This is a genomic window from Enterobacter sp. SENG-6 (assembly GCF_001605945.1).
GTDB classification, from domain to species: domain Bacteria; phylum Pseudomonadota; class Gammaproteobacteria; order Enterobacterales; family Enterobacteriaceae; genus Enterobacter; species Enterobacter cloacae.
In genome coordinates this window covers 82536-108098 of the sequence record NZ_LOMM01000007.1, presented here as the reverse complement: position 1 = coordinate 108098, position 25563 = coordinate 82536, and the positions used below count along the sequence as shown (strand labels likewise).

Sequence of the window (25563 nt, the reverse complement as noted above, 5' to 3'; positions counted from 1 at the left end):
AGAACCTGCGGATGCCTGAGGTTTATTCCTCGTCCTGCTGACTGATTTTCAAATCAATAATGCGACCGATCTGGTCATGATAGACCGTCAGCAAATTGTACTGGCTCATCTCTGAGATGATTTGCGGCGTCACGTTAAAGCTGCGGGCCAGCTCGTCGTGCTTAAGCGTTGCAGGGCGGTGATGTCGTCTTGCATGCGCGCGGCGGCGATTATATTGATACCACAGGATCAGCAGCCAGCCGTTTAGCGCGGCGATCAGTAAATAGATCAGCACCGTCTTAAAGGAGGCAATAATCACGCCCCAGCGGTAGTCGCTCTCGTTGGTTATCTGCATCCACAGGTTGGCATAGAGGAAAAAGAGAAATCCTCCCCAGGCCAGCAGGGTTAACGCTGCATCAAACAGCCGGGGCACCAGCCGATGTTCAGTCAGGATTAACGTGTTTTCGTTCATTGAATGCTCCCTTTACCTCTGTCCGGACTGATCCAGCGCGCGCGTGAGCGCTGGCGTTTAAGCATGACCTTTGGGAAGGCGACGAGGGTGGTGAACAGGCCGATCATCCAGTACACCATCGGAAACCAGATGATCCAGAAAAGCGAACTCGCCACGTTACGTTCATAGCGTCGCTCGATATACAAACTGACGAGGAACTGCAGCAGGCACATCACCCCCAGCAGGAGCCCGGTGAATTCCGGCGGGAACAGGCTCGTGACGGTCAGGTTTGCCGGGAGCGGCGTGAGGGTGCTGATGATAAATAACAGCACCGTCACCGCATACGCAAACGCCCACAGCGTTGACAGGGCGTACTCTAAAAACAGCGGCCACATGCGATGATGCTCCCAGCGCACGATCTTGCGAAGATTGACCAGAAACACCTCCGCTCCGCCCTGAGCCCAGCGCAGGCGCTGTTTCCACAGCCCTTTTAGCGTCTCCGGCATCAGGATCCAGCACAGCGCCCGCGGCTCGAAAAAAATATCCCAGTGGCGAAGCTGAAGCTTCCAGCTGATGTCGATATCTTCGGTGATCATATCCGGGCTCCAGTATCCCACGTCCGCCAGCGCCTGACGGCGAAAGGCCGCGATGACGCCAGAGACGGTAAAGACCCGGCCATAGATCCGCTGCGTGCGTTTGATGAGTCCTATGATGGAGGAGAATTCGCCCACCTGAATGCGGCCAATCAACGAGGAGCGCGTGCGAATACGCGGGTTCCCGGTCACGGCGCCCACGTGGGGGTAGTGGATCAGCGGGGCAACCAGATAAGCGGCGGTATCGCGATCGAGCAGGGCATCGCCATCAATACAGACCAGAAGGTCTCCCCGGGCCGCCGCTGCGCCCGCTTTCAGCGCCACGGCTTTCCCCTGATTCTCCGCCAGATGAATGACGCGCAGTCGCGGCTGCTCCTGCGCCAGCTGTTGCAGCACCTGCGCGGTGTTATCGGAAGAACCATCGTTGATGGCGATGACCTCGATATTCGGGTAACGCTGGGCCAGCGCGGCACCAATCGTCTCCCGGGCGTTGCGTTCCTCATTGAAACAGGGAATGAGGATCGAAATTAACGGATCGCCCTCTAACGTCGGGGCGGGTGTTTTTCTGTTCCATGACCAGTGTCGTTCCAGCTGAAACCAGAAATAGAGCCCCCCGGTGATCCAGAATACGGACATGAACAGGGGCCAGAAGAAGACAAAATCCAGAATCAGTTCGCCGGTAAAGAGGGCGGCCACGCCTAATGGCAACCCAAATACCAGGCATAAAATTGAGAAGGCGATAAGGCGATCAGTCATTGTCAGGATACCAGTACGAAGAGAATTCAGGCCTGATACGGGAAAGATCAGGTTGGTTATTGATGAAATCGTCGGGGTAGTAACCGTAATGTTTGCTGCCGTTAAGCTGGAGCACGCGCATCCACTCCGCCAGGCGACTATCGGGTACGGCGTGTTGTGGTGTCTGCGCCCAGTCACGGGCCTGCAGCTCAAAAATGGTTTTATTCAGCGCGCCGGGGCGAGTGGCAACGGTCTTAACCAGGCGCGTTAGCCAGGCGTTGCTCTCGTCTGCCGGGACGGACTCCATCAGCGGCATGGCCATCGGCACCGTCCAGTCATACTCCGCCAGAAAGTCATCAAGATTCTGCGCAAACCACGCCTCGCTCGCCGGGTCGAGGATCGGCAGGGCGAACATATTGCGCGCGGTTTTTATCTGCGGACCGCGGATATGCTTCACCGCCAGGCTCAGGGCGTGGGTAAACCCGATTAGCGTCTGGCTTTTCTGGCGCGTTGTCTGCTGCCCGGCATCATCCTGATCCGTCAGCACCGCATCGTCATGGAACAAGATCCCATTGAAGCTGGCATAGCGGGCCAGATCTTCATAGATTTCGGTCACCTGCTGGCGAACCTGCGGATCCCACGGCGAAAGCCGGGTATAGGGCTCGGTGGCGACGCGTACCTGGCCCGTTTGCCGATCCCGACGCTGCACGCGCGGCAGTGCAGGGGAGAGATCGAACGAGAGAACCGGCATCCACGCGTAGACTTTTACACCCGCGCGGGTTTGCAGTTGCCAGGCGACAAAGTTAAAGAGATCGGCACGTACGGGCAGCCGACGGTTGGGGAAGTAGAGCGCGTTAATCGTACCGTTGCCGAGGGGATCGGAAAATGCCTGCAGGAAAACATGGCTGATTTTCATGTCGTAGACCCGCTGGATCAGCGTGTTGATGTTTTTGGTCTGCTGAGCCGGATCGGGGTCATAAACGTAATCCAGATCGACATGCATCACGCGCACAGGGTCGGTCTCCTGAATCTGCGCGATGCTGCTGGCAAAGGCTTTAAGCGAGGGATTCCCGGAGATTAACAGGCGCGGGATGTTGTCGAGGTGACGCACATCTGCCAGCCCGTCCTCAAGGGTAAAGGCCAGCTGATAACCCTGCTGTCTGGCAATGGCGAGCGACGTGCCGTTGGCAGCACCGTAGGGCCACACCCAGGCACGCGGCGCTTTGCCCGTCACCTGGGCGATTTTTTCGGTGACTTTCCGCACGTCATCGCCGATGCGCTGGCTGAACTGCTGGTCAGTTTCGTAACGCCCTGTCGCGTTATCGTAAAAGCGGCTGGCAATAGCCGGTTCGCGGCTTCCCTGTGGATTGGCCGGTATACCGTAATGCGAAGCCCAGGTATGCGAGCCGATCTCAATCAGCGGGGACTGGCTTAACTCGCGCACCATGTCCCACGTCGCGAAACGGTCCCGGGGTGTCATCAAACCGCCAAAATTCACGTTTTGATGTGCTGGCGTATCCACCCAACTGCCTACCGGGGCCCACAGCGCCGGCACATTCCAGGCCTGGATCAACGGCCAGACGCGGGTATAAAAACTGCTGTAGCCGTCATCAAAACTGAGCAGAAAGGCCTTTGGCGGCAGCGTTTTTTTACCGTCGTGGGCATCCAGAATATCCTGCACGCTGATGGCGTTATACCCGTTATGCACAAGCCAGCTTATCTGCTCGTTTAAGGCGCTGGTCCGCACGGAGAGATAGCGCTGATCGGCGCCGTCATCTTCCACATCGTGATAGGCCAGCACGAAAAAGTGATTCTTCGGCCAGGGTTTACTGGCTTCCGGCTGAGGTCTCTCGTTGGGCGAAATAAACGAAATGGCCTGGGCGCAGACGCTCGCGCTGAGGCATAACCAGCCGATGATGAGCAGGCCCACAGGAAAACGAATGGTCAACATATTCATCCTTAAAACCGTAAAGTCGCATCGAAAGTGACGGCGAGATTGCTTTCTCGTTTGCCGTCGTAAGGGCGCTTATCCCAGTTCAACATCACGCCGGTATCCACGACGTTGTTCCATTGAACGCGTTGCCCGTAGCCGAGCAGGGTGATGGCGCCAGCAGACTGATTTTTCTGCCAGTATCCTCCGGCTCCGGCGACCAGTTGCTGGCTCCAGAGGGTGTCGTAATAGCGGTACAGCTGATGATCGACGGACAACGCAGCCGTCGCGGACAGATCCCGCTCGGGGTTGTAATAGAGCGTATCCCGCTGGCTATTCGCGCTGGCGGAGATGCCCGGTTCAAGATCCAGCGTCAGGGTCGGCGTTTGCCAGAGCCGCTCCTTGCCGGTGAGGGTGTACTCCTGTCGGCGGTTATGGTCGGAAAAATGGCTGATGGCGGCGCTGAGCTGGTACTCACGACGCTCGTTCTGATACCAGCGCACCCAGCCTTCTGCGCGGTCTGCACGGATCCCATTGCGTAACGCCCGCAACGGCGTGGTGCGTGACAGCCGTTCAAGGCTGCCGCCAGATTGCCAGCGATCGTTCAGGCTGTACTGACCGGAGAGGCGAGCGCCAGGTGTGTGGGTGCCGTGATAACGGTTGCCGGAGAGCTCCGCTTCAAGCCAGATATCCCGTGATCGCCATTCGACGCCGCCGACCAGATGGCGGCTGGTGCCTTTGCCTTCGTCAAAATTGCCCTCGGCAAAGCGGGTGCCGCCAAACAGTCGCCAGTTATCAGCGACTGGTGGGCCATAGAGCGTGGCGTCCCAGTTCAGATCGTGTGTCCCGCTGACCGGGTTGTCGGAGTGCAATCCCTTGCCTGCGTTCAGACGCAGTTCAGACATATGATGCACATTCCTGAGCCTGTCCAGGCGCTGGACGCTGCGGTCACGTGGCGCACGGGCGAGCACGTCGTCGGTCAGGAGTTCCATTTGTCGCCACTCCTGCAGATCCATCGCGACGTAAGCCTGCTGCTGCTCCAGCTCTGTATTTGACGGCTCCAGTACCTCCGCCATTTTGAGCTTTTGCTCTGCCGCCCGTGGCAGGCCACGAGCCTGAAGCAGGGCTGCATAATCAATCTGTAGGCCCTGGTTGCCGGGTGCCGTGGCAGCCAGACGGTGCGCCACGGCTTCTGCTTGCGGCAGGGCATGGGTTGCCAGCAAATACTGAAACGTGAGCGACTGGCCGATCAGCCATTGATCGTTGGGCTGGGCGGTTGGCGAGCCGTAATCGTAGCGAGCCCAGGGAACGTTGCGGGTTATCTGCGCAAGATAGTGACGGGCGGCCTGATACTGTCCGGTGTCCAGATATGCATAGAAAAGCTGATGTTCTTCATCCTGTGGGTTACGCGCATAGTCAGGATACTTTTGCAGGAGTGCCAGGGCTGCATCGGCGTTTTGCTCCTGAAGATACGCAGAGATCACCCAGCCGATTGCCCAGCCCGGCACCGGATGGTGAGCTGACGTCAGCGCACGATATTCAGCGATCGCCTGCGGGTAATCACCATGCGCATATAGCGCGCCAAGACGGTCGACGCGGGCGCGAATGATATCTTCCGCCGCCTGCGGGTCGTGTTGCCAGCGGGCAAGCAGGGCGTCATAGCGATTCAGTGCGGCTTGCGCGAGACGCAGGCGCTCTTTTTCCGTCCGGCCAGGCGCATCGGCAAGGCGTACCTGTTCGGCGGCGGCGTTAAGTTCAAGCTGGCGCCGTTGTGCGGGCGGCAGAGAAATCCCCTGTGACAGCCGCAGGGCAGGCGTACTTACCCGGTTATCGTTCAGGGCGTCGACGAGCGCCCTGAGCAGTACGTGATTCTCGGGGGCGCTCTTCAGGGCGCGGGTGTCCGCTAATAGACGATCCCAGCTTTTCCCCTGGCGTAAGTACACATAGGCGAGCGTCTCAAGGTTTATCTGGCTGGGGTGCGCTGTTACCCGTTTTTGCGCTTCCTGCAGGGCCAGCCGATCCATGCGGGCATCGGCCAGGGTTTTGATATACCCGATACGGTAGTCGTCGTTCTCCGGTGCAAGGCTACAGGCCTGCTTCCAGAGCGCGAGTGCAGATTGCCACTGCTTTTGATTTCTCCTGGATTGCGCGGCTGCGGCCACTCCCCGGGCGGGCAGGGGCATATAAACGTGATAACGCAACCACACCTCAATAACCTCATCATCGCGTCCCGCCCAGGAGGCAACCTGCAGCCAGTCTGCCACTTGTTCTGGCGTCAGGGCATGCTGTTGTTGATAACGCTGCAGGTAATGGAGAAACGAAGTGTAATTACCATTACGCGCCTGCTGAATCTGTTGCTCATATACGGATTCGGCAGCCTGAACCAGAATGGGAAACAGTAATAGCAGACACAATAATTTTGGAACGCGGTAAAAGAATAAAGTATTGAAGCGAAGTGATCTTTCCATATCTATTTGCCATTTGTTTATCATAAATCCATTGCGCAACACGGCCGCCTTTATACGTAGCGTTAAAGGCCATAAATGAGAGCGTAAAATGTGAATGCTGTTACGTTATGAGGTACTTACTTAAAGGTAATTATGGATCCTTATCGTTATGGACCGGTGAAAGGTAATGTACACCTGATATGTTGACGGATAAATATGTTGAAAAGCCGGGTTGTTGTTTTGAGATAATTCTGTATCCGGGTGATTTTTATGATTATTTTTAACGGAGTCTATATTTGTAATGCGTTGATATATAATGTATTTATTTTTATTGTGACGTTTTTGTTTATATTTTTAATGCGGCTTTGGTGCATAAATTAAAGTACTTTCTGGTGCATGTTTGGGAAGTTTCGTGACAAAAATTCTTAATATCTTGAGAGGTGACTTTTCTGCGATTGTTTTTTACTTATAATTAATAGCAGACATTGAGTGATAGTCTATGGGAAGTCTTACAAATCAATGTGCGTGTCGAGGGATGATCAAAGCCAGAATACATTTATCGTTCATGTAAAAGCGCTATAAAACGAAGGCGTCTTCTTTCTGAAGGGTCGTTCTTGCTTTAATCTAAAAGGGATGGTTAGTGGCAACTTCAATAGTGTTAGTGACACAGGATCGCTACCTCGTCAGAGGAATGAGGATATTTTTTCCGGATATTATCCTGCTGGACTCGATTGACAGAAAGATATTTGATAACAGTGCAGATGAATATTCTGTGCTGATTGACAGCCGTTCACCGCTCCGTCTGTATGATTATCTGATACGCCATCCGGCCAGAACGAGAAAAACAATCGGCTGCGTCATGCTCGATATGCGGCACCGGGAGGAGAATCAGCTCAGCATGAGGATGTTTATGAATACTGCGCTTCCGGTGGCTGACATGGCGTCGTTGTTTAATCTGGTGCTGAATATGAAAGGCAGGCGCCTGACGACCAAATGGCTGCTTAACTTACGGTTGAGTACCCATGAAGCGATTATGCTGCGGTTGCTCAGGGCGGGCATGTCGATGGAAGAGGTGGCGGAGGAACTGGACACCTCGATTAAAAGCCTCTACCGGACGCGAACGGCGCTCTCTGAACGACTGGGGGCGGAGAATTTTAACGAGGCGTGTTTGTTTATCTTTAAAAACAAACTGCTGGATGGAGATGGGAACGATCCCTGATTGGGTCATAAACCAAAAGAAAAAACCGCCACGAAGGCCGGGTCGACGTAGCGCAACCCGGCACTTCAGCGTTGATATCAATCAGAACGACCAGCGCAGATTAGCGTTAACCGAGTTGACGCGGGTATCGGCACCATATTGCCCCTGATAGCCCACATCCAGCGTCGCAGCACGCGACAGTTGTACGCTCACGCCGATATCACCCACCATCACGTCCTCATCCACGGCCTGACCCTGGGTAATGAAGGCGTCGCTGCCCGCAAATGCCATGCGCGAAGAGGTATTCTTATCGCCATAGGCGTGCTGCCAGCCCAACGAACCGTAGAGGTTAACGTTCTTCGGCAATCCGGTCACACCACGCACCCCGAGCGTGGAATAGAAGGTGTTCATGGTTTCATTGTGAACGCTCAGCGCGGCGGCACCGCCGTCCTCCCTGAAACTGTCGGTATGCAGTCGAATCCAGGAGAGGTTAACAAAGGGCTCGACATTCATCTCGGGCTGGCCGAAACGGTAGCCCGCTTCGGTGAACGCCAGCAGCGAGTTGGCGTCGTAATCAGACTTCAGCCGATTCGAGAAGCCGCTGAAATCAACATTGCGCTCGCCTTCGATCTTGTGCCAGGTGTAACCCAGTGCGCCGCGAAGGGAGAACGCATCCTGTTGACCCGCTGCATACAGGCCGAGGTGATAGTTGTCGGTATCTGTTGAGGAACGACGGCTGTCGACGTCGTAATCACCGCGGCTGTAGCCGAAGTAACCACCGACACGTACGTTATGATCCGCCAGCTTACGATCTGCCCCCAGCAGGAAACCGGTGGTGTTGCCGTCCAGCTTGCCCACGTTACCGTCGCCGCTGTTTCGGCTCCAGGAGCTGAAGGTCTGGCCCCAGACGCCATTGTTTTGCGGCTCCGGCTGCTGCACCAGCGACATCGCTAACGGTGGTATCGGCAGGCTGTCGTTATCAAACGCGCGCTGCATACGCTGGTTTAACACGTTAAACACCTGCGTGCTGCCGGCTATCAGGTTGGATTGCATTGACGGATAAACTTCTCCGGACAGCTGGTTAAACGCCTCGCGCGCTTCCGGTGCGCTCAGCACCAGTAGCGAGTTATACAGCGCCAGCGACGGGCCGCTTTGCGTGAGCGTGGAGAGCGCGCCGGCGGTATTCCACTGGTTGCTGCTCTTTGCCACGGTCTGGAAAATCCCTGGCTTGCCGCTGCCGGGGTTTTCTCCTCCCGGGTTCTCACCACCCGGGTTTTCACCGCCGGGGTTCTCGCCACCCGGGTTTTCACCCCCCGGGTTCTCGCCACCCGGGTTTTCACCCCCCGGGTTTTCACCTCCAGGATTCTCGCCGCCGGTCTCTTTCTGCGCGATGGTCAGATCGACGGCGTCGGTGCTCTGCTTAAGCGCCACGTCCAGGAAGGCGGATTTGGAAATCGCTCCGGCGAACTGGCCGTCAATACCCCCGTTCGAGGTTAAAATGCGATAGCTTTGTCCCGTTTTATAGCTGGTTTGCGGATCCAGCGCGGTGACCTGTACCTTAGCCTGATTGCTGATGGTGGTTTTGCCCGATACCAGCAGTTGGTCGCTGCGGCCATCTCCCGCGATATCAACGTCATAGAAGGATTCGCCGATAAAATTCAGATAACGTTTCAGCGTCAGCGTGCCGATATCGCCATCCCCTGGTGAGATATGCCCGCCGGACAGGATCTCCGTCTGGCCCAACGTGCCGTTCCCCCCCAGCGTGCCACCGGCCTTGATTGACGCGGCGCTACTGTAACCTTGTCCGTTGTTAACGTCGGATCCCGCCGTTGCGTTGAGGATCAGCGTACCGCCGTTCTCGGCGCTAAGGGTCTGAATCTCAAAAATATCGTCTTCTGGCTGGGTGTTGATGTTGCTGGCAATAATGACTTTGCCACCGCGCGCGGTCACGTTCGCCTGAAGCGCCGAAAGATCGCCGTTCAGCGTTGTCTGCCCGGAGGTATTTATCACCTCACCTTCGCCGCTCATCTTGTTGCTGAAGATGTAATTTTCGTCGGTATGGTTGAAATAGACATAACTGCCGAATAGCCCGCCACGCAGGCTGATTGCCGTCTTCGCATCGAGGGTACCCGCGCCGCCTGCCGTACCAAGCGTTGGCTCAGTTATACCCGTGCCGGTGTCCATGTTGCCGCGGCTGCCGATGATGAGCGCCCCCCGGTTCGAACCGGAGCCCGATGTCCCTACAATCAGCGCATTGCTGCCTGCGGAAAATGAACCGCCGTCAATAACCGACAGCACGCCATTGCCATAATCGCCCACGCTAACGCTGCTGTCGCTGGTAAAGCGCGAGTCTTTGCCCGCAATAACCAGCTCGGCGGTTTTTCCGGCCCCGGAGACGCCCGCCACCTGCACGCCGCCAACGTTAACCGCTCCGCCGTTCAGCACGTCCAGGTCGCCATTAAGCGTCAGCGTACGGCCAACATTCCACTGTGAGCCGCTCCCCGTGACGGTGGCTTTCGGGCTCAGTGTGTCGGTTTCATCTGGCCCGGTACCATTGCCGATGCGCGCATCGTAGATGGTATTGAGCGCGGCGCCGTCCTCAATCGCCAGCGTGGAGCGTGCGCCCAGATCGGTACCTACGCTAAGGAAATTACTGGTTACGCGAGATCCGGCGCCCGTGGCGATAAGGTGGCTGTCGTAGCCGCGGGTGGTGCCGACAACGATCTCTTTCGCGCTCGCCAGCGCGCCCTCTTCGACTCGCAGGGTGCCGAGGCCAAGATTCAGGTCGCCGCGCAGGACGTACTGATCGTTCACCGCGTTAAGCTCAGCGTTTGGCCCACGGACTGTGACCACGCTTTCATAAATTTGGCCGTCGAACAGCCGACCGATATTCATGTTATAGGCGGTGATTTTGCCATTATCGATCAGCAGGTTTCCGCGTTGATTGCGTCCAACGTAAACGTCTCCGGTGTAACCCAGCGTTTCGGTAATACGCGAGTCGCCATCAAAAATGGCATCGGCTGCACGCGCGAAATCGGCAGGTGAAAGCAGTAACAGCGGCGCGGAAAATAGAGCGAGGTAAAGCCTGGAAAGCGGCGTCTTTACCGCTAAAGAATGCGATGTAGAGTTATTCACAGGGTATCTCCGTACTCATTAGCGTGATGTCTGGAAAATCGGTTTTATATGAAAAATGCGATACGACAGAAAAAGTAAAAGGCGTAATATGTGTACGCCTTTTGATGTGAAGTTAATTATTTATGGGTGACCACAGGTGTACAGGTTGGCGCGCTCAGCGTCGGGGCGGATCCTAAAATCCCTGGCATCATCATCGATGAGCAATCGAAAATACGCCCTTTTTCCGTCGTAGCGCGATAAGACAGCTTTTGCCCTCCCAGTGCATCCGGTTGGGCGCCATTAACATTGGTTACGGTTATTTCATCCGATGAGCCCAGCCCCAGCATTTTAGCGGTTTCCGCCTGCAGAAGTGGAATGGCCTGATCGGTTTTTAGCGTGGAACAACCGGCTAGCATCAACGTAACGGTTAAAAAGAGTAGTGGTTTTTTCATAAATTATCCTTTATATCCAATCAGTTAATTTCGCTGATTGTATTTATGTTTTCTATTACTCAAATCTGCGAATAATATATTTCCCTTTCCTAATCGAAAAAACCCTCCTAAAGTAGGGTGGGTAGATAATAATTCATCCGTACTCTCTAATATGCGAAGGTAAAAGGAGGATCCTTTGGGGCAGAATTATGCGTTGGTCGTTGATGACCATCCATTGGTAGCAAGCGGTATCGCCAATTTTCTGATTACACATTGCCGATTTAAGCAGGCGAGTGTGGTGACGAATGAGGATGATTGCTACCGTCAAATTAGGGATAATGGCCCGCCACGTTTGCTGGTAATCGATTTTTGGCTCTCGTCCGGTACCGCGTTGAAATTACTCAAAGAAGTAAAACAACTTTACCCACAGGTAAGGCTCCTGGTGGTTAGTGGGGATGATAATAACGATATCTGGCAGAAAGTTCACGCCGCCGGGGGGCACGGTTTCGTATTGAAAAGCGAGCCACCTGAAATGTTTTCACGGGCCGTTTTTGCCCTCACTGATAATCTCACCTGGTTTCCTGAGGGAAACGAATTTTCCGTTGAGTCGAATAATGAGAAGTTAAGTAAATTTAACTTAACGCCGCGACAAATAGACGTGTTAAATATGATTATGCGTGGCCTGCCAAATAAAAGAATTGCCGCGCAACTTTCTATTTCTGAGCCTACAGTCAAAGAGCACATCAGCAATATATTGAAAAAGATAGGCGTTAACAGTCGGGTCGAAGCCATCACGCTTCTGCATGGCAAACGGGAACCGTCGGAATGAGATTTTTACAGAGCTTACAGAACGCTGGCATCTCTCCTCCCGCGCAGATCCGTTTGCTAAATAATACCTTTTTGCGGCTGGTGTTCAGTTTCAGCGCTGTCCCTTTCGTCGGTATTCCTTTCGCCATCTGGATTAATTTGCTGGGCGATGAACTCGGCCCAACCATTACCTGGATAATTATTTACCTGCTATGTGCCGTGGCGATCCGAATATTGCACCGACGCTACCAGCGCGAAGCGAAAGAGCATGATGAAGCAGACGTCCTGCGCCGCTGGCTGCCGCGTATAAATAAGATCGCTTTTATTCACGGGCTGGGGATTTCATCTCTCTATTTAATTACGCCGCAGACGCAGAACTTTGACTTTTTCCTGCTCCTCAATATCAGTATTGCCGCCATCGTTGCCGCCAATGCGACGCATCTGACGCCGGTCATCAGCACCTTTACATGCTTTTTCTTCGCCTCCTGGGGGGTACTGAATCTTGGCATTATCTGGCGGCTGGACGATCTGATGTTCATTGTGCTGATGTTGAACCTGCTGTACGGCTTCGCCATTTACCGCCATGCATTAACATCGCACGCGTTCTTTATTCAGCAGGCGCTGCTTGAGGAAAAAAGCTCACGCCTGGCAGAACAGTTTCGCCAGGCCAAAGAGGAAGCTGAGCAGGCGCTGCTGGATAAAAATCAGTTCCTGACGACCGCCAGCCACGACCTGCGCCAACCGGTACACGCCATGGGGTTTCTGATCGAAGCGATTATCCACCGAAACCAGGACGACAGCCTCACGCCCCAGCTTCTTGATTTGCAGCAGAGCGTCCGTTCGGTGCATTTGATGTTCAATTCCCTCCTTGACCTCAGCAAGATTGAATCCGGGAATGTGCTTACTGCCCCTGCCAGAGTGGACATCGGCGCGCTGCTCGACTCGGTGATCACGCTGTTTCGCGAAGAGGCCAACAGCCGTGCACTCAGGCTGCGCACCTGGCGGCCTAAACGCCGCATCTACGTGATGGGCGATCCGCTGCTGGTGCGACAATCGCTGATTAACCTGATTCAAAATGCCCTCCGCTACACGCTACAGGGCGGCGTGCTGGTCGCCATCCGACCACGTGGTGACAGGTGTATGGTGGAGGTGTGGGACACAGGTGTCGGTATTGCCGATGACGAGAAAGGTAAAATCTTCTCACCTTACTATCGCCCCGAACTGGCCTGGAAGATCGATAGTGCAGGACACGGGCTGGGTCTGGCCGTCGTTGCCCGCTGTGCCAAGCTGATGAAGGTGAAGTACGGGATGCAATCCATTGAAGGTAAAGGTTCACGCTTCTGGATGTGCTTTACCCAATATGCTGGCGAAGAGATCGCGCCGGAGATGCCACCCGCCTATGACAACATCGCCACGCCGGTACGCTATGCGCCGCTGCACGGTTCCTGTCTGGTGGTTGATGACGACCCGCTGGTGACGTCTGCCTGGGAGAGCCTGATGAGCATCTGGGGAATCAACGTGCGCTGTGCGGCCTCCGCTGAAGAAGCGTTCGCTATCATCGACGATGGCTTCACGCCGTTCGCCGTGCTGTGCGACCAGCGTCTGCGATCCGGCGAAAGCGGCTTCGACATCCTGAAAGCGCTATTTGAACGTCTGCCGGACATGAGTGGCGCGATGGTCAGCGGCGAATTTAATTCGCCGGTTCTGCTGGAGGCGGAGCAGGAAGGGTACATGGTGCTACGTAAGCCTCTGGAGCCGGCTAAACTGCATGCGTTGCTGACACAGTGGTCGGGGAGTCGTGGATAGAAGGGAGTGTAGAAGTATTGATTTTTTGCGGGTTCCAAATTACTTACCGATTTGATTTCTTTCGAAAATTATTTTGTTATTTATTGTGAAGACCCAGAGAGTGAGTCTTATTTCATCTTATAAAACATAAAGGTGAATATTAATAAGTAGAAATCCTTTCGGTTCGATTCCTTTAGAATCGTTGTAATGACATCTGCGTTACGCGTGTTGTATACTTAATACCCAATGAAACACAGGAGGACAACACCATGCCAGCTGCAAACACTATGGCGATGAAACGCGAAACCCTGAACCTGCGTATCAGGCCTGCCGAGCGAGATCTTATCGATCGGGCGGCGAAAGCGAGAGGGAAAAACCGCACTGACTTTGTGCTGGAAGCAGCCCGCGCTGCTGCGGAAGAGGCACTGATCGAACAACGCATCATTATGGCCGATCCAGAGGCTTATCAGGAATTTCTGGCTCGTCTGGATCAGGCTCCAGCACCTAATGCCACACTGCGTAAAACTATGCAGACCCCTGCGCCGTGGGAGCGAGAAAAATGATCTCTGCCCCAGAGCCCCTTCACGCCGGTCATATTCTTACTCCATTTTGCTGTGGTGTGGATTCGATGGATAACTGGCTGAAGCAGCGGGCGATGAAAAATCAGGTCAGTGGTGCATCCCGTACCTTTGTCTGTTGTGGCAACGATTCTAACGTTCTGGCTTATTACTCGCTGGCATCCAGCGCGGTCATGACGAATACCGCACCCGGTCGCTTTCGTCGCAATATGCCCGATCCCATCCCTGTTGTCGTGCTGGGACGCCTGGCGGTAGATCAGTCTCTGCATGGGCAGGGCGTTGGTCGGGCACTGGTACGCGACGCTGGGCTGCGGGTGATCCAGGTGGCGGAGACCATCGGCATTCGCGGAATGCTGGTTCATGCGCTGTCGGATGAAGCGCGGGAATTTTATCTGCGGGTGGGGTTTGAGCCATCGCCAATGGATCCGATGATATTGATGGTGACGTTGGGGGATTTGATGGCGAGTATTTAGCAGATATACAGAACTCTTTAGTATTGAATAAAGAGCGCTATGGCTACTATCCCAACCTCGATTCGCCCTTTATTTACCGTTCCCTTCAATCACAAAACCGACTTCACGGAACTCGCGGATAACTGCGAGCGTTTTAGGGAAGCGCCATGATCCTGTGCCGAAACGTTAAAAGCACCGCGTTGGCTAAGAACATAAAGTAGGAAGCATTGAGCTGTTAGACTGGCTCAAAAGCAAAAACCCGCCTTTTGGGCGGGTTCTTTAAATAGTGGTGCCCGGACTCGGAATCGAACCAAGGACACGGGGATTTTCAATCCCCTGCTCTACCGACTGAGCTATCCGGGCAACGGGGCGCATTAAACCCGATTCACTCTCCGCCGTCAACGAAAAATGTTGTTTTCGTTACAGGATGCACAATCTCTCACCAGTTCGTCGCAATCTTAAGCGAAAAAGTGGGTCCACAGCGCGGAAAGCGGCATGGCGAGCAGCAGGGCGGGCAGCATATTCACCACCGCGAACATCTTGATCCCGCAGATGCGCAGCCCTGTTGCCAGCAGGAGCAGACCGCCAACGGCGGTAAAATCTGCCATCATCGCGGGCGTGGTCAGCGGAAGGATCAGGGTGGCGCAGGTGGCGAGCGCCAGCTGAATCAGCAGCATTGGCACACAAATCGCGGCCACCGCGATACCGAGCGTGGTGGCAAAAATCGTAGCGGTGAAGAAATCGAGAAACGCCTTCGCGATTAAAATGCTGGGGTCACCGGTCATCCCTTCCTGCATCGAACCGAAAATCCCGGTGCCGCTGGCGCAAAAGAGAATAATGATGGCAACGTAGTTTTGAATAAACGTCTCGTGGGTGCCGTGTTTGGCTTTGCCCGGACGGGCTATCAGGTTTTTCGCTTTGCTGACCGCGTTGTTAATCCCCTTTTCCAGATAACAAAACTCGCCAATCAGCGCCCCGAGCAGGGTGGCCAGCACCATCACCGGCAGGTTGGCGCATTTGATCACCAGCAGAATGCCAATCCCGAGGGAGGCCAGGCCAAAAATGGAGGGCATAGAGACGCGAATACGCTCCGGTAATCGCTGACTTAACACTGCTCCGAGTACGCCGCCCAGCAATACGGCACTCGCGTTGATAAATGGCCCGATAACCACGGAAAACTCCTGTTACTTAATCATAGGTATTGCATGATTATGACACGCCAGCGCTTTTTTACGCTTAGCTTTGGGTGGTGAAGTGCATACTGATTCCTTCTTGCACCTCAAAATAAAAGGTGACATTATTGCGCGAATTTTCTCCTCCCTGTCTCACCGTTCGGTGAGGGTATATAGCGCCTATGAAAACCATGAAAATCGCCGTCAGCCGTGAGCTGGTTTCCACTGTGTCCACGCATCGCGAAAAGGTGACGCTGGATAACACTGATTTTACCGATGTGGCGGCAGTCGTCATTACGCTCGCGGAGAGTCGCAGTGGCATTCTTGCGTTGCTGAAACGCACGGGCTTTCATTTACCGGTCTATTTATTCTCGCAAGAGCCGACGGACGTGCCCGATGGCGCCACGGCTGTCATCTCGGGTAAAGCGCAGGAGTTCCTGGAACTGGAGTCTGCCGCCAGCCGTTACGAAGAGAACCTGTTACCGCCGTTTTTCGACACCCTGAGCCAGTATGTTGCAATGGGCAACAGCACTTTTGCCTGTCCGGGCCACCAGCACGGGGCGTTTTTCAAAAAACACCCGGCGGGACGACAGTTCTATGACTTCTTTGGTGAGAACGTTTTTCGCGCCGATATGTGCAATGCCGACGTGAAGCTCGGCGATCTGCTGATCCACGAAGGTTCCGCCAAGCATGCGCAAAAGTTCGCCGCGAAAGTGTTCAACGCGGATAAAACCTACTTCGTGCTGAACGGTACGTCGGCGGCCAACAAGGTGGTGACCAACGCGCTGCTGACCCGTGGCGATCTGGTGCTGTTTGATCGCAATAACCACAAATCTAACCATCACGGGGCGCTGATTCAGGCGGGCGCGACGCCGGTGTATCTGGAAGCGGCGCGTAACCCGTTTGGCTTTATCGGTGGGATTGACGAACACTGCTTTGACGACGCGTACCTGCGCAATCTGATCCGCGACGTTGCGCCGGAGAAGGCAGACGAGACCCGCCCGTTCCGCCTGGCAGTGATCCAGCTTGGCACTTACGATGGCACGATCTACAACGCCCGTCAGGTGATCGACAAGATCGGCCATCTGTGCGATTACATCCTCTTTGACTCTGCGTGGGTGGGCTACGAGCAATTTATTCCGATGATGGCGGAAACCTCCCCGCTGTTGCTGGAGCTGAACGAGAACGATCCGGGCATTTTCGTGACCCAGTCGGTGCATAAACAGCAGGCCGGGTTCTCGCAAACCTCGCAGATCCATAAAAAGGATAACCACATCCGGGGTCAAGCGCGTTTCTGTCCGCACAAGCGCCTGAACAACGCATTTATGCTGCACGCCTCCACCAGCCCGTTTTATCCCCTGTTTGCGGCGCTGGATGTGAACGCAAAAATTCACGAAGGGGAGAGCGGACGCAGGCTGTGGGCGGAGTGCGTCGAGCTGGGGATTGAAGCGCGTAAGGCGATCATTGCAAATTGCCATATGATCAAACCGTTTATTCCGCCAGTGGTGGCAGGCCGTCCGTGGCAGGATCATCCAACTCAGGCCATCGCCAGCGAACGTCGCTTCTTCAGCTTTGAGCCGGGGGCCAAATGGCACGGATTTGAGGGCTATGCCCGTGATCAGTACTTTGTCGATCCGTGCAAGCTACTGCTGACCACGCCGGGCATCGATGCTGAAACCGGGGAATATACCGATTTCGGTATTCCGGCGACCATCCTTGCGCACTATCTGCGGGAAAATGGCATCGTGCCGGAGAAGTGCGATCTGAACTCGATCCTCTTCCTGCTGACGCCTGCCGAAAGCAGCGAGAAGCTGGCGCAGTTGGTGGCGATGCTTGGCCAGTTTGAACAGCATATTGAAGACGATACGCCGCTGGCGGACGTGTTGCCGACCATCTATCAGAAATACCCGGTACGCTACCGGGATTACACACTCCGCCAGCTGTGTCAGGAGATGCACGATCTTTACGTCAGTTTTGATGTGAAAGATCTGCAGAAAGCGATGTTCCGCAAGGAGAGCCTGCCCGCGGTAGTGATGAATCCGCAGGATGCCAATCAGGCGTACATTCGCGGGAACGTAGAGCTGGTGCGCATCCGTGATGCGCAAGGGCGCATTGCTGCCGAAGGCGCGCTGCCGTATCCGCCTGGCGTTCTGTGCGTGGTGCCGGGAGAAGTCTGGGGCGGGGCGGTGCAGCGCTACTTCCTTGCGCTGGAAGAGGGGATTAACCTGCTGCCGGGCTTCTCGCCGGAGCTGCAGGGCGTTTACAGCGAAAAGGATGCCGACGGGATTAAGCGGCTTTATGGGTATGTATTAAAGTAGCCCTTATCTCTGACGTAGGCCGGGTAAGCGTTAGCGCCACCCGGCGATTTGCCCGGTGGCGCAAGCTTACCGGGCCTACAATACTGCGTCAGGCTTCTGCGCGGCGGTACATCCTCCGCGGATGCCCAATCTTGCCGTACAGCATCTCCACCGTCAGAAAACCTGCCTCCACACAGTGCTCCAGATAGCGCCGGGTGGTGGTTTTACTCAGCCCCGTTTCACTCACCACCTCATCCACCGTAAAACAGTGCGTCGCCTTGTCGTTAAACAGCGCCTTCACCCGCGCCAGCGTATTTTCCTCAATACCTTTGCTGCCGTTGTCCTGGCGGTAGTTTTTCGCCTGTAGCTGGTATAAAGAATCGACGTTCTGCTGGTCAACAATCTTCCAGACCCGCTGTTGCTCAGCAAACTGCACAAAACGCTCCAGCGACTGGCTGAGCCGCTTCCAGGAAACCGGCTTCAGGATGTAATCAAACGCCCCGTTACGAATGGCCTGGCTGCAGGTGTCCATATCGCTGGCGGCGGTGATGAAAATCACCGAACAGTTGGCGCGGGCGAGCATCGGGTTACTGATAAGGGTGATGCCTTTCCCGTCCGGCAGGTAGTTATCCAGCAACATCAGCTGCGGCTGTTTACTTTCAAGCTCAACCTGCGCTTGCGCCAGCGACGAGGCAATCCCCACCAGTCTAAGACGCGGATGTTTGCCGATCAGCTCTGCGTGCAGTTGTGCCAGTTCGTTCTCGTCTTCAACTATCAGTACGTCGATAAGTTCATGTTGCATAATCGGTATCTTCCTGTTCCTGTGCGGGATGCCGGGCGGTTCCCGTGGCGGGGATAAACAGTGAGAAAATCGCCCCCCGCGGCGTGTTATCGGCAACCTCAATTGCACCGCCAGCCTGTGTGACATAGCTTTCGATCAGATACAAACCAATGCCGTGATCGCCGCGCGTTTTGGTGGTGATGCCGCGCTCAAATATCCTGTCACGGATCTCCGGTTTAATGCCCACGCCCTGATCGGCCACTTCGATGATGAGTTCTTGTTCGCTCAGTTTTATCAGCACTTCCACAGGAGCATGCGGAAGCGGCGAGCGCTGGGTCGCTTCAATGGCGTTATCCAGCAGGTTGCCAATGATAGAAATCAGCGCCTCTTCAGGCAGCGCGAGGAACGGTCTGTCCAGACGACAGATCGGGTCGAAGTTCAGCTCGACGCCTTTCTCCCGCGCCCGCGCGGCTTTCCCCAGCAGCAGGCCGCACAGTGTCGGGGAGCTGAAGCGCGAAGAGATAAAGTCCAGCAGCTCCTGAGCGTGTTCCGACTGCGCCTGAATGTAGCCAATCGCCTCCTCGTAGCGGCCCATATGCAACAGGCCGGAGAGAGTGGTCATCCGGTTTAGCTGCTCATGACGCATAATGCGCAGGTTATCAACATAGCGTTTGACCTGGCTGAGCTGGGCGCTGAGCGAGTCGATCTCGTTGCGATCGCGGAAGGTGATCACCCAGCCCTGCAGAGAGTTCTCAAGCATGATGCGCACCCGGCTGGCGATCACCGTGAGATCGTTAAAGCGGCAAATCTCGTCATGGGTATCTTTGGCGAGCATCGTTTGTGTTTCGAAGAACGGAACAGGATCGATTACTTCGCTTATCAGCTGCCCGCGCAGTTCCCGGGCCGGCTGGCTCAGGCCCAGCAGTTTGCGTGCCGCCTGGTTAATCACTTCTATTCGCCGTTCATCGTCAATGGCGATCACCCCTTCATAAATGGACTCCATCATCGCCTTCTGCTGGCGCACCAGCAGACCAATCTCTCGCGGCTCCAGGGAGAAAATCTGCTTCTTGATACTGCGGGTAAAGAACCAGGAGAAGATAAAGAGGGCAAGCAGTAACAGTACGGCGGCGATCAGGATGTTAACCACTTTACTGACGGTGATGGTTTCAAGATAGCTGGTGAGATAGCCTACCGAGACAATTCCCACTACCTGACCGGCATCGTTAAAAATAGGCGCTTTGCTGCGCAGCGAAATGCCTAATCCTCCCTTGCGGATAGTGGTGGTGCTTTTACCGCGCAGCACCTCTTCGTTGTCTCCGCCGACCAGCGTATGGCCCACTCTGTCCGCAAAAACGGAATGAAACAGATGCAGCCCTTTGTTATCGCCAATCACAATAAAACTGGCATCACTGTGGGTGGCTATTTTCTGCATAAAATCGTGAATGGCGTTGATATCTTTTTGTTCGACTTCTTTTCGTAATGAAGGAATAAGGGCGATCTCTTCCGCTTGTATTTTTGCGCGTGCGCTCATTTCCTGATAAAGCTGTCGGCTAACGTCGACATAATAATATCCGCCCAGCAAAGCAAAAAGCACTGAGAAAAAGACAACCAGCGAAACAAACAGCTTAATCTGAAACGTTACTTTCATAACAATCACGCGTGGTATCAACGAAGTTTGTCAATATATCATCTTTTTTCGCGTGGATACCCGCTTTGCCGAAAACTTGTGATCCCTTGCACAGCAAGGCCTGCAAAAGAATTATCTGAAAGGGTTTTCCCTTAAACACCACCGTGTAAATGTTATTTGTTTGTTCGGTTTAGAAAAGAAACCATAAAAACCACGGCAATAAATAAGGGGCAAATCACATTAAATAAAAGAAACCATTAAAACCATAGTCGCCATTAAAACTTCGCTTTTAATATGCCATTCCTCACATAAAGTAAGCCTTTGTGACTCTAAGCTGAACGCACAAAATAACTAAGGGGCTTATTATGAGCACAACTGACGATTCTTTCTCTGTTACCCACGACCCGATTGATATTCAGCGGCCATCGCTCAAAGAGCGCTGGTGGCATATTATGGATACCTGGAAAATCGGGATTATTCCTCTGCCGCTGTTTGTCCTGGCGGGCGCGCTGATTGCCATTGATTGTCTGGGCGGAAAACTGCCAAGCGATATCGTGGTGATGGTGGCGACGCTGGCGTTCTTCGGCTTTGCCTGCGGTGAGTTCGGCAAACGCCTGCCGATTGTCGGCAAGCTCGGCGCGGCGGCGATTTGCGCCACCTTTATCCCCTCCGCGCTGGTCTATTACGGCCTGTTGCCGGATGTGGTAGTGGAATCCACCACTAAGTTCTATAAATCCACCAACATTCTTTATCTCTACATCTGCTGCATTATTGTCGGCAGCATCATGAGCATGAACCGCACCGTGCTGATTCAGGGCTTCCTGCGCATCTTCTTCCCGATGCTGTGCGGCGAGATCGTCGGCATGCTGGTGGGGATGGGCGTGGGTCTGGCGCTGGGTCTTGAGCCGTTCCAGATCTTCTTCTTTATCATTCTGCCGATTATGGCAGGCGGCGTGGGCGAAGGGGCTATCCCGCTTTCCATCGGCTATGCCACCCTGCTGCACATGGATCAGGGCGTGGCGCTCGGTCGCGTGCTGCCGATGGTCATGCTCGGCGGGCTGACCGCTATCATCATCTCCGGCTGTCTGAACCAGCTGGGCAAGCGTTATCCACACCTGACCGGTGAAGGTCAGCTGATGCCGAACCGCGCGAATGCCGATGCCACCGTTTCTCAACCGGCGTTCTCTGGCAAAGCGGACGTCACCACCATCGCCTCCGGTGCGTTGCTGGCGGTGCTGCTCTACATGCTGGGCATGCTCGGCCACAAGCTGATTGGTCTGCCTGCGCCGGTTGGCATGCTGTTTATGGCGGTGCTGGTGAAGCTCTGCAACGGTGCCTCTCCGCGTCTGCTGGAAGGCTCTCAGGTGGTGTACAAATTCTTCCAGACCTCGGTGACCTATCCCATCCTCTTCGCGGTCGGTGTGGCGATCACCCCATGGCATGAACTGGTCGCGGCCTTCACGCTGACTAACCTGCTGGTGATTATCAGTACCGTCTCTTCACTGGTGGCGACCGGCTTCTTCGTCGGCAAAAAGATTGGTATGCACCCGATTGATGTCGCCATCGTCTCCTGCTGCCAGAGTGGCCAGGGCGGTACCGGTGACGTGGCGATCCTGACCGCAGGCAACCGTATGAGCCTGATGCCCTTCGCCCAGATTGCTACCCGTATCGGCGGCGCGATTAACGTCTCTATCTCACTGCTGATTCTGGGCAACTTCCTCGTTTAAGTTTTCAGGAAAGAACAATGAAACTCGCAAGCTTTTTATACCAGGGAAAACGCAGCTACGGCATCGTCCAGGCCGAAGGTGTGATTGATTTAGGTCGCCGTCTCGGCGACCGCTACAGCGACCTCAAAGCGCTGCTGCAGGGCAACGGGCTGGCGCAGGCCACCCGTTACCTGAACGATGCCGTGGACGTGCCGATGAGCGCCATCACCTTCTTACCGGTGATTGAGCAGCCGGAAAAAATCCTCTGCGTGGGCATGAACTACGCCGACAAGCGCAAGGAGTTTGACCAGCACAACCCGGCACCAACGCTGTTCGTGCGCTTCCCGGATTCGCAGACCGGCCACAACGAGCCGGTGCTGAAGCCGCGTCACTCCAGCGAATTCGACTACGAAGGCGAGCTGGCGGTGATCATCGGCAAGGGCGGGGAAAATATCAGCCGTGACGAGGCGCTGCGCCACGTGGCGGGCTACAGCTGCTACATGGACGGCTCCGCCCGCGACTGGCAGCACACCTGGTTTACTGCCGGTAAGAACTGGCGTCAGACCGGCGCGTTTGGCCCGTGGATGGCAACGGCCGATGAGATCCCGGACCCGCACAGGCTGGCGATCCGCACCTGGCTGAACGGCCGCATGGTGCAGGAAGATAACACCAGCAGCATGATCCACAAGGTTGCGGAGCTGATCGAGTACATCAGCACCTTTACCCGCTTAAGTCCGGGCGATGTGATCATCACCGGATCCCCGGGCGGGGTGGGTAAAAAGCGTAATCCGCCGCTGTTTATGAAAGAGGGGGATCGCATTGAAGTGGAGATCGAGCATATCGGTCATCTGAGCAACGTGATTGTGGAAGCGCCAGCCACCGGGCTTGCGGCGGCACACTGAGAAAGGCGGCATGAACAGTCAACCCATCGATTTTCGCCACACGCTGGTGGCGAAACACCCGGAACGCTTAAGCCAGATCCGTTACCTGCTGGCAGACAGCGGCCTTGGCCTGGACAACGACATCACGCTGTTTGTCGAAGCCTGGTCCGGCGCGCAACTGGTGGGTTGCGCCGGTCTTGCCGCCAACGTCATCAAGTGTGTGGCCGTGAACGAGCAGCTTCGCGGCGAGAACCTCAGCGCGCGCTTGCTGGCGGAGGTGCAGAATGCGGCGCTGGAGCTAGGTCATTTTCACCTCTTCCTCTGCACGCGACCGTGCAATAAGGAGCGCTTTGCGCGTAGCGGCTTCTGGCCGATTGCCCAGAGCGGCAACAACGCCGTGCTGATGGAGAACACTCCGCAGGGGATCGAGCGTTACTGCCGTTCCCTGGGCAGGATGCGCAAGGGCGGGGAGAAGACTGGCGCGATAGTGATGAACGCCAACCCGTTCACCCTCGGCCACCGTCATCTGGTGGAGCAGGCGGCGATGCAGTGTGACGCCCTGCACCTGTTTGTGGTGCGTGAAGATGCCTCGTTCTTTCCGTTCAGCGCGCGCCTCGGAATGGTGCGTGCGGGCGTCGCGCATCTGCCAAATGTGACCGTGCACGAAGGCTCACAGTACATCATCTCCCGCGCCACCTTCCCGGCCTACTTTTTGAAAGAGACCGGCAAAGTGCAGCAGGCGTGGAGCGAAATCGACGTGCTGATCTTCCGCGACTTTATCGCACCGGCGCTGGGCATTACCCATCGTTTTATCGGCTCCGAGCCGTTTTGCGATATCACCCGTCAGTACAACCAGACGCTGCACGCCTTGCTGAGCCCGCAGATTGAGGTGGTGGAAATGCCGCGCATCAAGGCCACCGGCAATGCCATTTCAGCGTCCGAAGTGCGCCGCTTGCTCAAGACTCAGCAGTTTTCCCGGATCCGGGAGATTGTCCCGGACTCCACCTTCGCGCACCTCGAAACACACTACCGTGCGAGTGCCGAAGTCGCTTAACTACCAGGAATTTATCATGAAAATTGTAAGGGAGGCGCTGGCCGGAACGCAGGAGTCCAGCGACCTGATGGTGAAAATTGCTCCCGCTCACGGCGAGCTGGAGATAGTCATCCACAGTGAAGTGATTAAGCAGTTTGGCGAGCAAATTCGCCAGGTGGTCAACGAGACATTGCGCGCCATGAACGTGCACCAGGGACTTATCATTATTGAAGACAAAGGGGCGCTGGACTGTGTGATCCGCGCCCGCCTGCAAAGTGCGCTTCTGCGTGCTGCCGATGAACAGGCCATTAACTGGGGGGCGCTGAAATGAGCAAACTCCGCCGCAGTATGTTGTTCCTGCCGGGCGCCAACGCCGCCATGCTTTCAACCGCGTTTATCTACCGTCCAGACTCCATCATGTTTGACCTTGAAGATGCCGTTGCTCTGCGCGAGAAAGACACCGCGCGAATGCTGGTGTTCCACGCCCTGCAGCACCCGATGTATCAGGACATCGAAACCGTGGTGCGCATTAACCCGCTGAGCACGCCGTTTGGCTTGCTGGATCTGGAAGCCGCCGTGCGTGCCGGCGTGGACGTGATCCGCCTGCCGAAAACCGACACCCCGGACGACATCTACGAGCTGGAAGGCCACCTTGAGCGTATCGAGCAGGAGTGCGGGCGCGAGGTTGGTTCTACCCGCGTGATGGCGGCGATTGAATCGGCCATTGGCGTTATCAACGCCGTGGCGATTGCCCGCAGCTCGCCGCGCCTGATTGGCATTGCGCTGGCGGCTTTTGACTACGTGATGGACATGCAGACCGAGCGCGGCGACGGCACTGAGCTGTTCTACGCCCGCTGCGCCGTGCTGCACGCCGCTCGCGCAGCAGGCATCGACGCCTTCGACGTGGTGTGGTCAGACGTTAACGATGAGGCCGGATTCCTGCGCGAGGTCGATCTGATCCGCAAGATGGGCTTTAACGGCAAATCGCTGATCAACCCGCGCCAGATAGACCTGCTGCATAACGCCTACGCGCCGACCCAGGAAGAGGTGGATCACGCCCTGCGGGTGATTGAAGCGGCAGAAGAGGGCGAACGTAACGGCCTTGGCGTGGTGTCGCTCAACGGCAAGATGGTGGATGCACCGATTATTAACCACGCGCAGGTGGTGCTCGAACGCGCGGCGGCTTCCGGCGTGCGTCGGTAAGGATGACACAATGAACCAGACAGAACTTCTCCATGTGAATTTTCCCCATCTGCGGGAGTTAAAACCGTTTGATACCGCCCACAGCGCCACGCCGTGGCTGGCGGACAGCGACGCGAAACACAGCCGTAAACTCTGCGCCTCCATTGAAGAGGCGGTGAGGCGTAGCGGCCTGAGGGACGGAATGACTATCTCCTTCCACCACGCGTTTCGTGAAGGCGACCGGGTGATCAACACCGTCGTGGCGCTGCTGGCGCGGATGGGCTTCAAAAACCTGACCCTCGCCTCCAGCTCGCTGATGACCTGCAACGACGCGCTGATCGAGCATATTGCAAGCGGGGTGATCGCCCGGATCTACACCTCCGG

The 25563-nt window shown here is 55.5% G+C and carries 21 protein-coding genes and 1 tRNA gene; 12 read left to right on the top strand and 10 right to left on the bottom strand.

The window, feature by feature from the left end:
* Nucleotides 1-22 precede the first annotated feature (22 nt).
* From pgaD to pgaA, 4 genes are read right to left on the bottom strand one after another with little or no spacing between them, the layout of a single operon-like run.
* Nucleotides 23-451 carry a poly-beta-1,6-N-acetyl-D-glucosamine biosynthesis protein PgaD gene (pgaD, locus tag AX755_RS04870; protein ID WP_038420574.1) on the bottom strand — a complete coding sequence of 143 codons (429 nt, stop codon included), beginning with the start codon at nt 449-451 and terminating at the stop codon, nt 23-25.
* A complete protein-coding gene (gene pgaC, locus AX755_RS04865) occupies nt 448-1779 on the bottom strand; it encodes a poly-beta-1,6-N-acetyl-D-glucosamine synthase (RefSeq protein ID WP_062856381.1) in 1332 nt (443 codons plus the stop codon). Before pgaC ends, pgaD begins: the two co-directional genes overlap by 4 nt.
* Nucleotides 1772-3709 carry a poly-beta-1,6-N-acetyl-D-glucosamine N-deacetylase PgaB gene (gene pgaB / locus AX755_RS04860; RefSeq protein WP_062856380.1) on the bottom strand — a complete coding sequence of 646 codons (1938 nt, stop codon included), beginning with the start codon at nt 3707-3709 and terminating at the stop codon, nt 1772-1774. Before pgaB ends, pgaC begins: the two co-directional genes overlap by 8 nt.
* An 8-nt stretch (nt 3710-3717) precedes the next feature.
* Nucleotides 3718-6156, bottom strand: coding sequence for a poly-beta-1,6 N-acetyl-D-glucosamine export porin PgaA (gene pgaA / locus AX755_RS04855; RefSeq protein ID WP_062856379.1), 2439 nt, complete (start codon nt 6154-6156; stop codon nt 3718-3720).
* A gap of 670 nt (nt 6157-6826) precedes the next feature.
* Between pgaA and AX755_RS04850 the strand changes: the two genes are divergently transcribed.
* Entirely contained in the window at nt 6827-7354 is a 528-nt protein-coding gene (locus AX755_RS04850; protein ID WP_050491987.1) for a LuxR C-terminal-related transcriptional regulator, read from the top strand.
* Nucleotides 7355-7435: 81 nt separating this feature from the next.
* On the opposite strand, the gene AX755_RS04845 is transcribed toward AX755_RS04850, so the two are convergent.
* Nucleotides 7436-10468 (bottom strand): autotransporter outer membrane beta-barrel domain-containing protein, encoded by a 3033-nt coding sequence (locus AX755_RS04845; protein ID WP_062856378.1) that lies wholly within the window; start codon nt 10466-10468, stop codon nt 7436-7438.
* Between the two features lie 116 nt (nt 10469-10584).
* On the bottom strand, nt 10585-10899 hold the full coding sequence (locus AX755_RS04840; RefSeq protein WP_013098694.1) for a lipoprotein: 315 nt from the start codon (nt 10897-10899) through the stop codon (nt 10585-10587).
* Between the two features lie 175 nt (nt 10900-11074).
* Here AX755_RS04840 and AX755_RS04835 point away from each other — a divergent pair, with 175 nt between their 5' ends.
* The 4 genes from AX755_RS04835 to AX755_RS04820 all read left to right on the top strand — a co-directional run bounded on the left by AX755_RS04835 (nt 11075) and on the right by AX755_RS04820 (nt 14521).
* On the top strand, nt 11075-11707 hold the full coding sequence (locus AX755_RS04835) for a response regulator transcription factor (protein WP_013098693.1): 633 nt from the start codon (nt 11075-11077) through the stop codon (nt 11705-11707).
* Nucleotides 11704-13491: a hybrid sensor histidine kinase/response regulator gene (locus AX755_RS04830; RefSeq protein ID WP_029882965.1), complete on the top strand. Its 1788-nt coding sequence runs from the start codon at nt 11704-11706 to the stop codon at nt 13489-13491. Before AX755_RS04835 ends, AX755_RS04830 begins: the two co-directional genes overlap by 4 nt.
* A 248-nt stretch (nt 13492-13739) precedes the next feature.
* Nucleotides 13740-14033 (top strand): type II toxin-antitoxin system TacA family antitoxin, encoded by a 294-nt coding sequence (locus AX755_RS04825; RefSeq protein WP_029882966.1) that lies wholly within the window; start codon nt 13740-13742, stop codon nt 14031-14033.
* Nucleotides 14030-14521 carry a GNAT family N-acetyltransferase gene (locus AX755_RS04820; protein WP_029882967.1) on the top strand — a complete coding sequence of 164 codons (492 nt, stop codon included), beginning with the start codon at nt 14030-14032 and terminating at the stop codon, nt 14519-14521. The genes AX755_RS04825 and AX755_RS04820 overlap by 4 nt, the downstream gene beginning before the upstream one ends.
* A 266-nt stretch (nt 14522-14787) precedes the next feature.
* Here AX755_RS04820 and AX755_RS04815 read toward each other — a convergent pair.
* A tRNA-Phe gene (locus AX755_RS04815) sits at nt 14788-14863 on the bottom strand.
* A gap of 95 nt (nt 14864-14958) precedes the next feature.
* Nucleotides 14959-15672 carry a DUF554 domain-containing protein gene (locus AX755_RS04810; RefSeq protein WP_013098689.1) on the bottom strand — a complete coding sequence of 238 codons (714 nt, stop codon included), beginning with the start codon at nt 15670-15672 and terminating at the stop codon, nt 14959-14961.
* A gap of 182 nt (nt 15673-15854) precedes the next feature.
* Here AX755_RS04810 and AX755_RS04805 point away from each other — a divergent pair, with 182 nt between their 5' ends.
* Nucleotides 15855-17990, top strand: a complete 2136-nt coding sequence (locus AX755_RS04805; protein ID WP_023621449.1) for an ornithine decarboxylase — start codon at nt 15855-15857, stop codon at nt 17988-17990.
* A gap of 88 nt (nt 17991-18078) precedes the next feature.
* Here the strand turns inward: AX755_RS04805 and AX755_RS04800 are convergent, their stop codons facing one another.
* Together AX755_RS04800 and AX755_RS04795 are read right to left on the bottom strand one after the other, a co-directional pair.
* Nucleotides 18079-18771 (bottom strand): response regulator, encoded by a 693-nt coding sequence (locus tag AX755_RS04800; protein WP_062856377.1) that lies wholly within the window; start codon nt 18769-18771, stop codon nt 18079-18081.
* Nucleotides 18761-20398, bottom strand: a complete 1638-nt coding sequence (locus AX755_RS04795) for an ATP-binding protein (protein ID WP_062856376.1) — start codon at nt 20396-20398, stop codon at nt 18761-18763. The genes AX755_RS04800 and AX755_RS04795 overlap by 11 nt, the downstream gene beginning before the upstream one ends.
* Nucleotides 20399-20742: 344 nt before the next feature.
* Between AX755_RS04795 and AX755_RS04790 the strand changes: the two genes are divergently transcribed.
* The 6 genes from AX755_RS04790 to AX755_RS25715 form a co-directional block, all read left to right on the top strand.
* Nucleotides 20743-22104: a 2-hydroxycarboxylate transporter family protein gene (locus AX755_RS04790; RefSeq protein ID WP_013098685.1), complete on the top strand. Its 1362-nt coding sequence runs from the start codon at nt 20743-20745 to the stop codon at nt 22102-22104.
* A 17-nt stretch (nt 22105-22121) separates the two neighbouring features.
* On the top strand, nt 22122-22985 hold the full coding sequence (locus tag AX755_RS04785; RefSeq protein WP_023621451.1) for a fumarylacetoacetate hydrolase family protein: 864 nt from the start codon (nt 22122-22124) through the stop codon (nt 22983-22985).
* Nucleotides 22986-22995: 10 nt separating this feature from the next.
* A complete protein-coding gene (citC, locus tag AX755_RS04780; protein WP_062856375.1) occupies nt 22996-24018 on the top strand; it encodes a [citrate (pro-3S)-lyase] ligase in 1023 nt (340 codons plus the stop codon).
* Nucleotides 24019-24034: 16 nt separating this feature from the next.
* A complete protein-coding gene (gene citD / locus AX755_RS04775; protein WP_013098682.1) occupies nt 24035-24328 on the top strand; it encodes a citrate lyase acyl carrier protein in 294 nt (97 codons plus the stop codon).
* Nucleotides 24325-25200, top strand: a complete 876-nt coding sequence (citE, locus tag AX755_RS04770) for a citrate (pro-3S)-lyase subunit beta (protein WP_013098681.1) — start codon at nt 24325-24327, stop codon at nt 25198-25200. Before citD ends, citE begins: the two co-directional genes overlap by 4 nt.
* A gap of 10 nt (nt 25201-25210) precedes the next feature.
* Nucleotides 25211-25563 (top strand): citrate lyase subunit alpha (locus AX755_RS25715; RefSeq protein WP_331710271.1); only part of this gene is annotated, 353 nt, incomplete at its 3' end.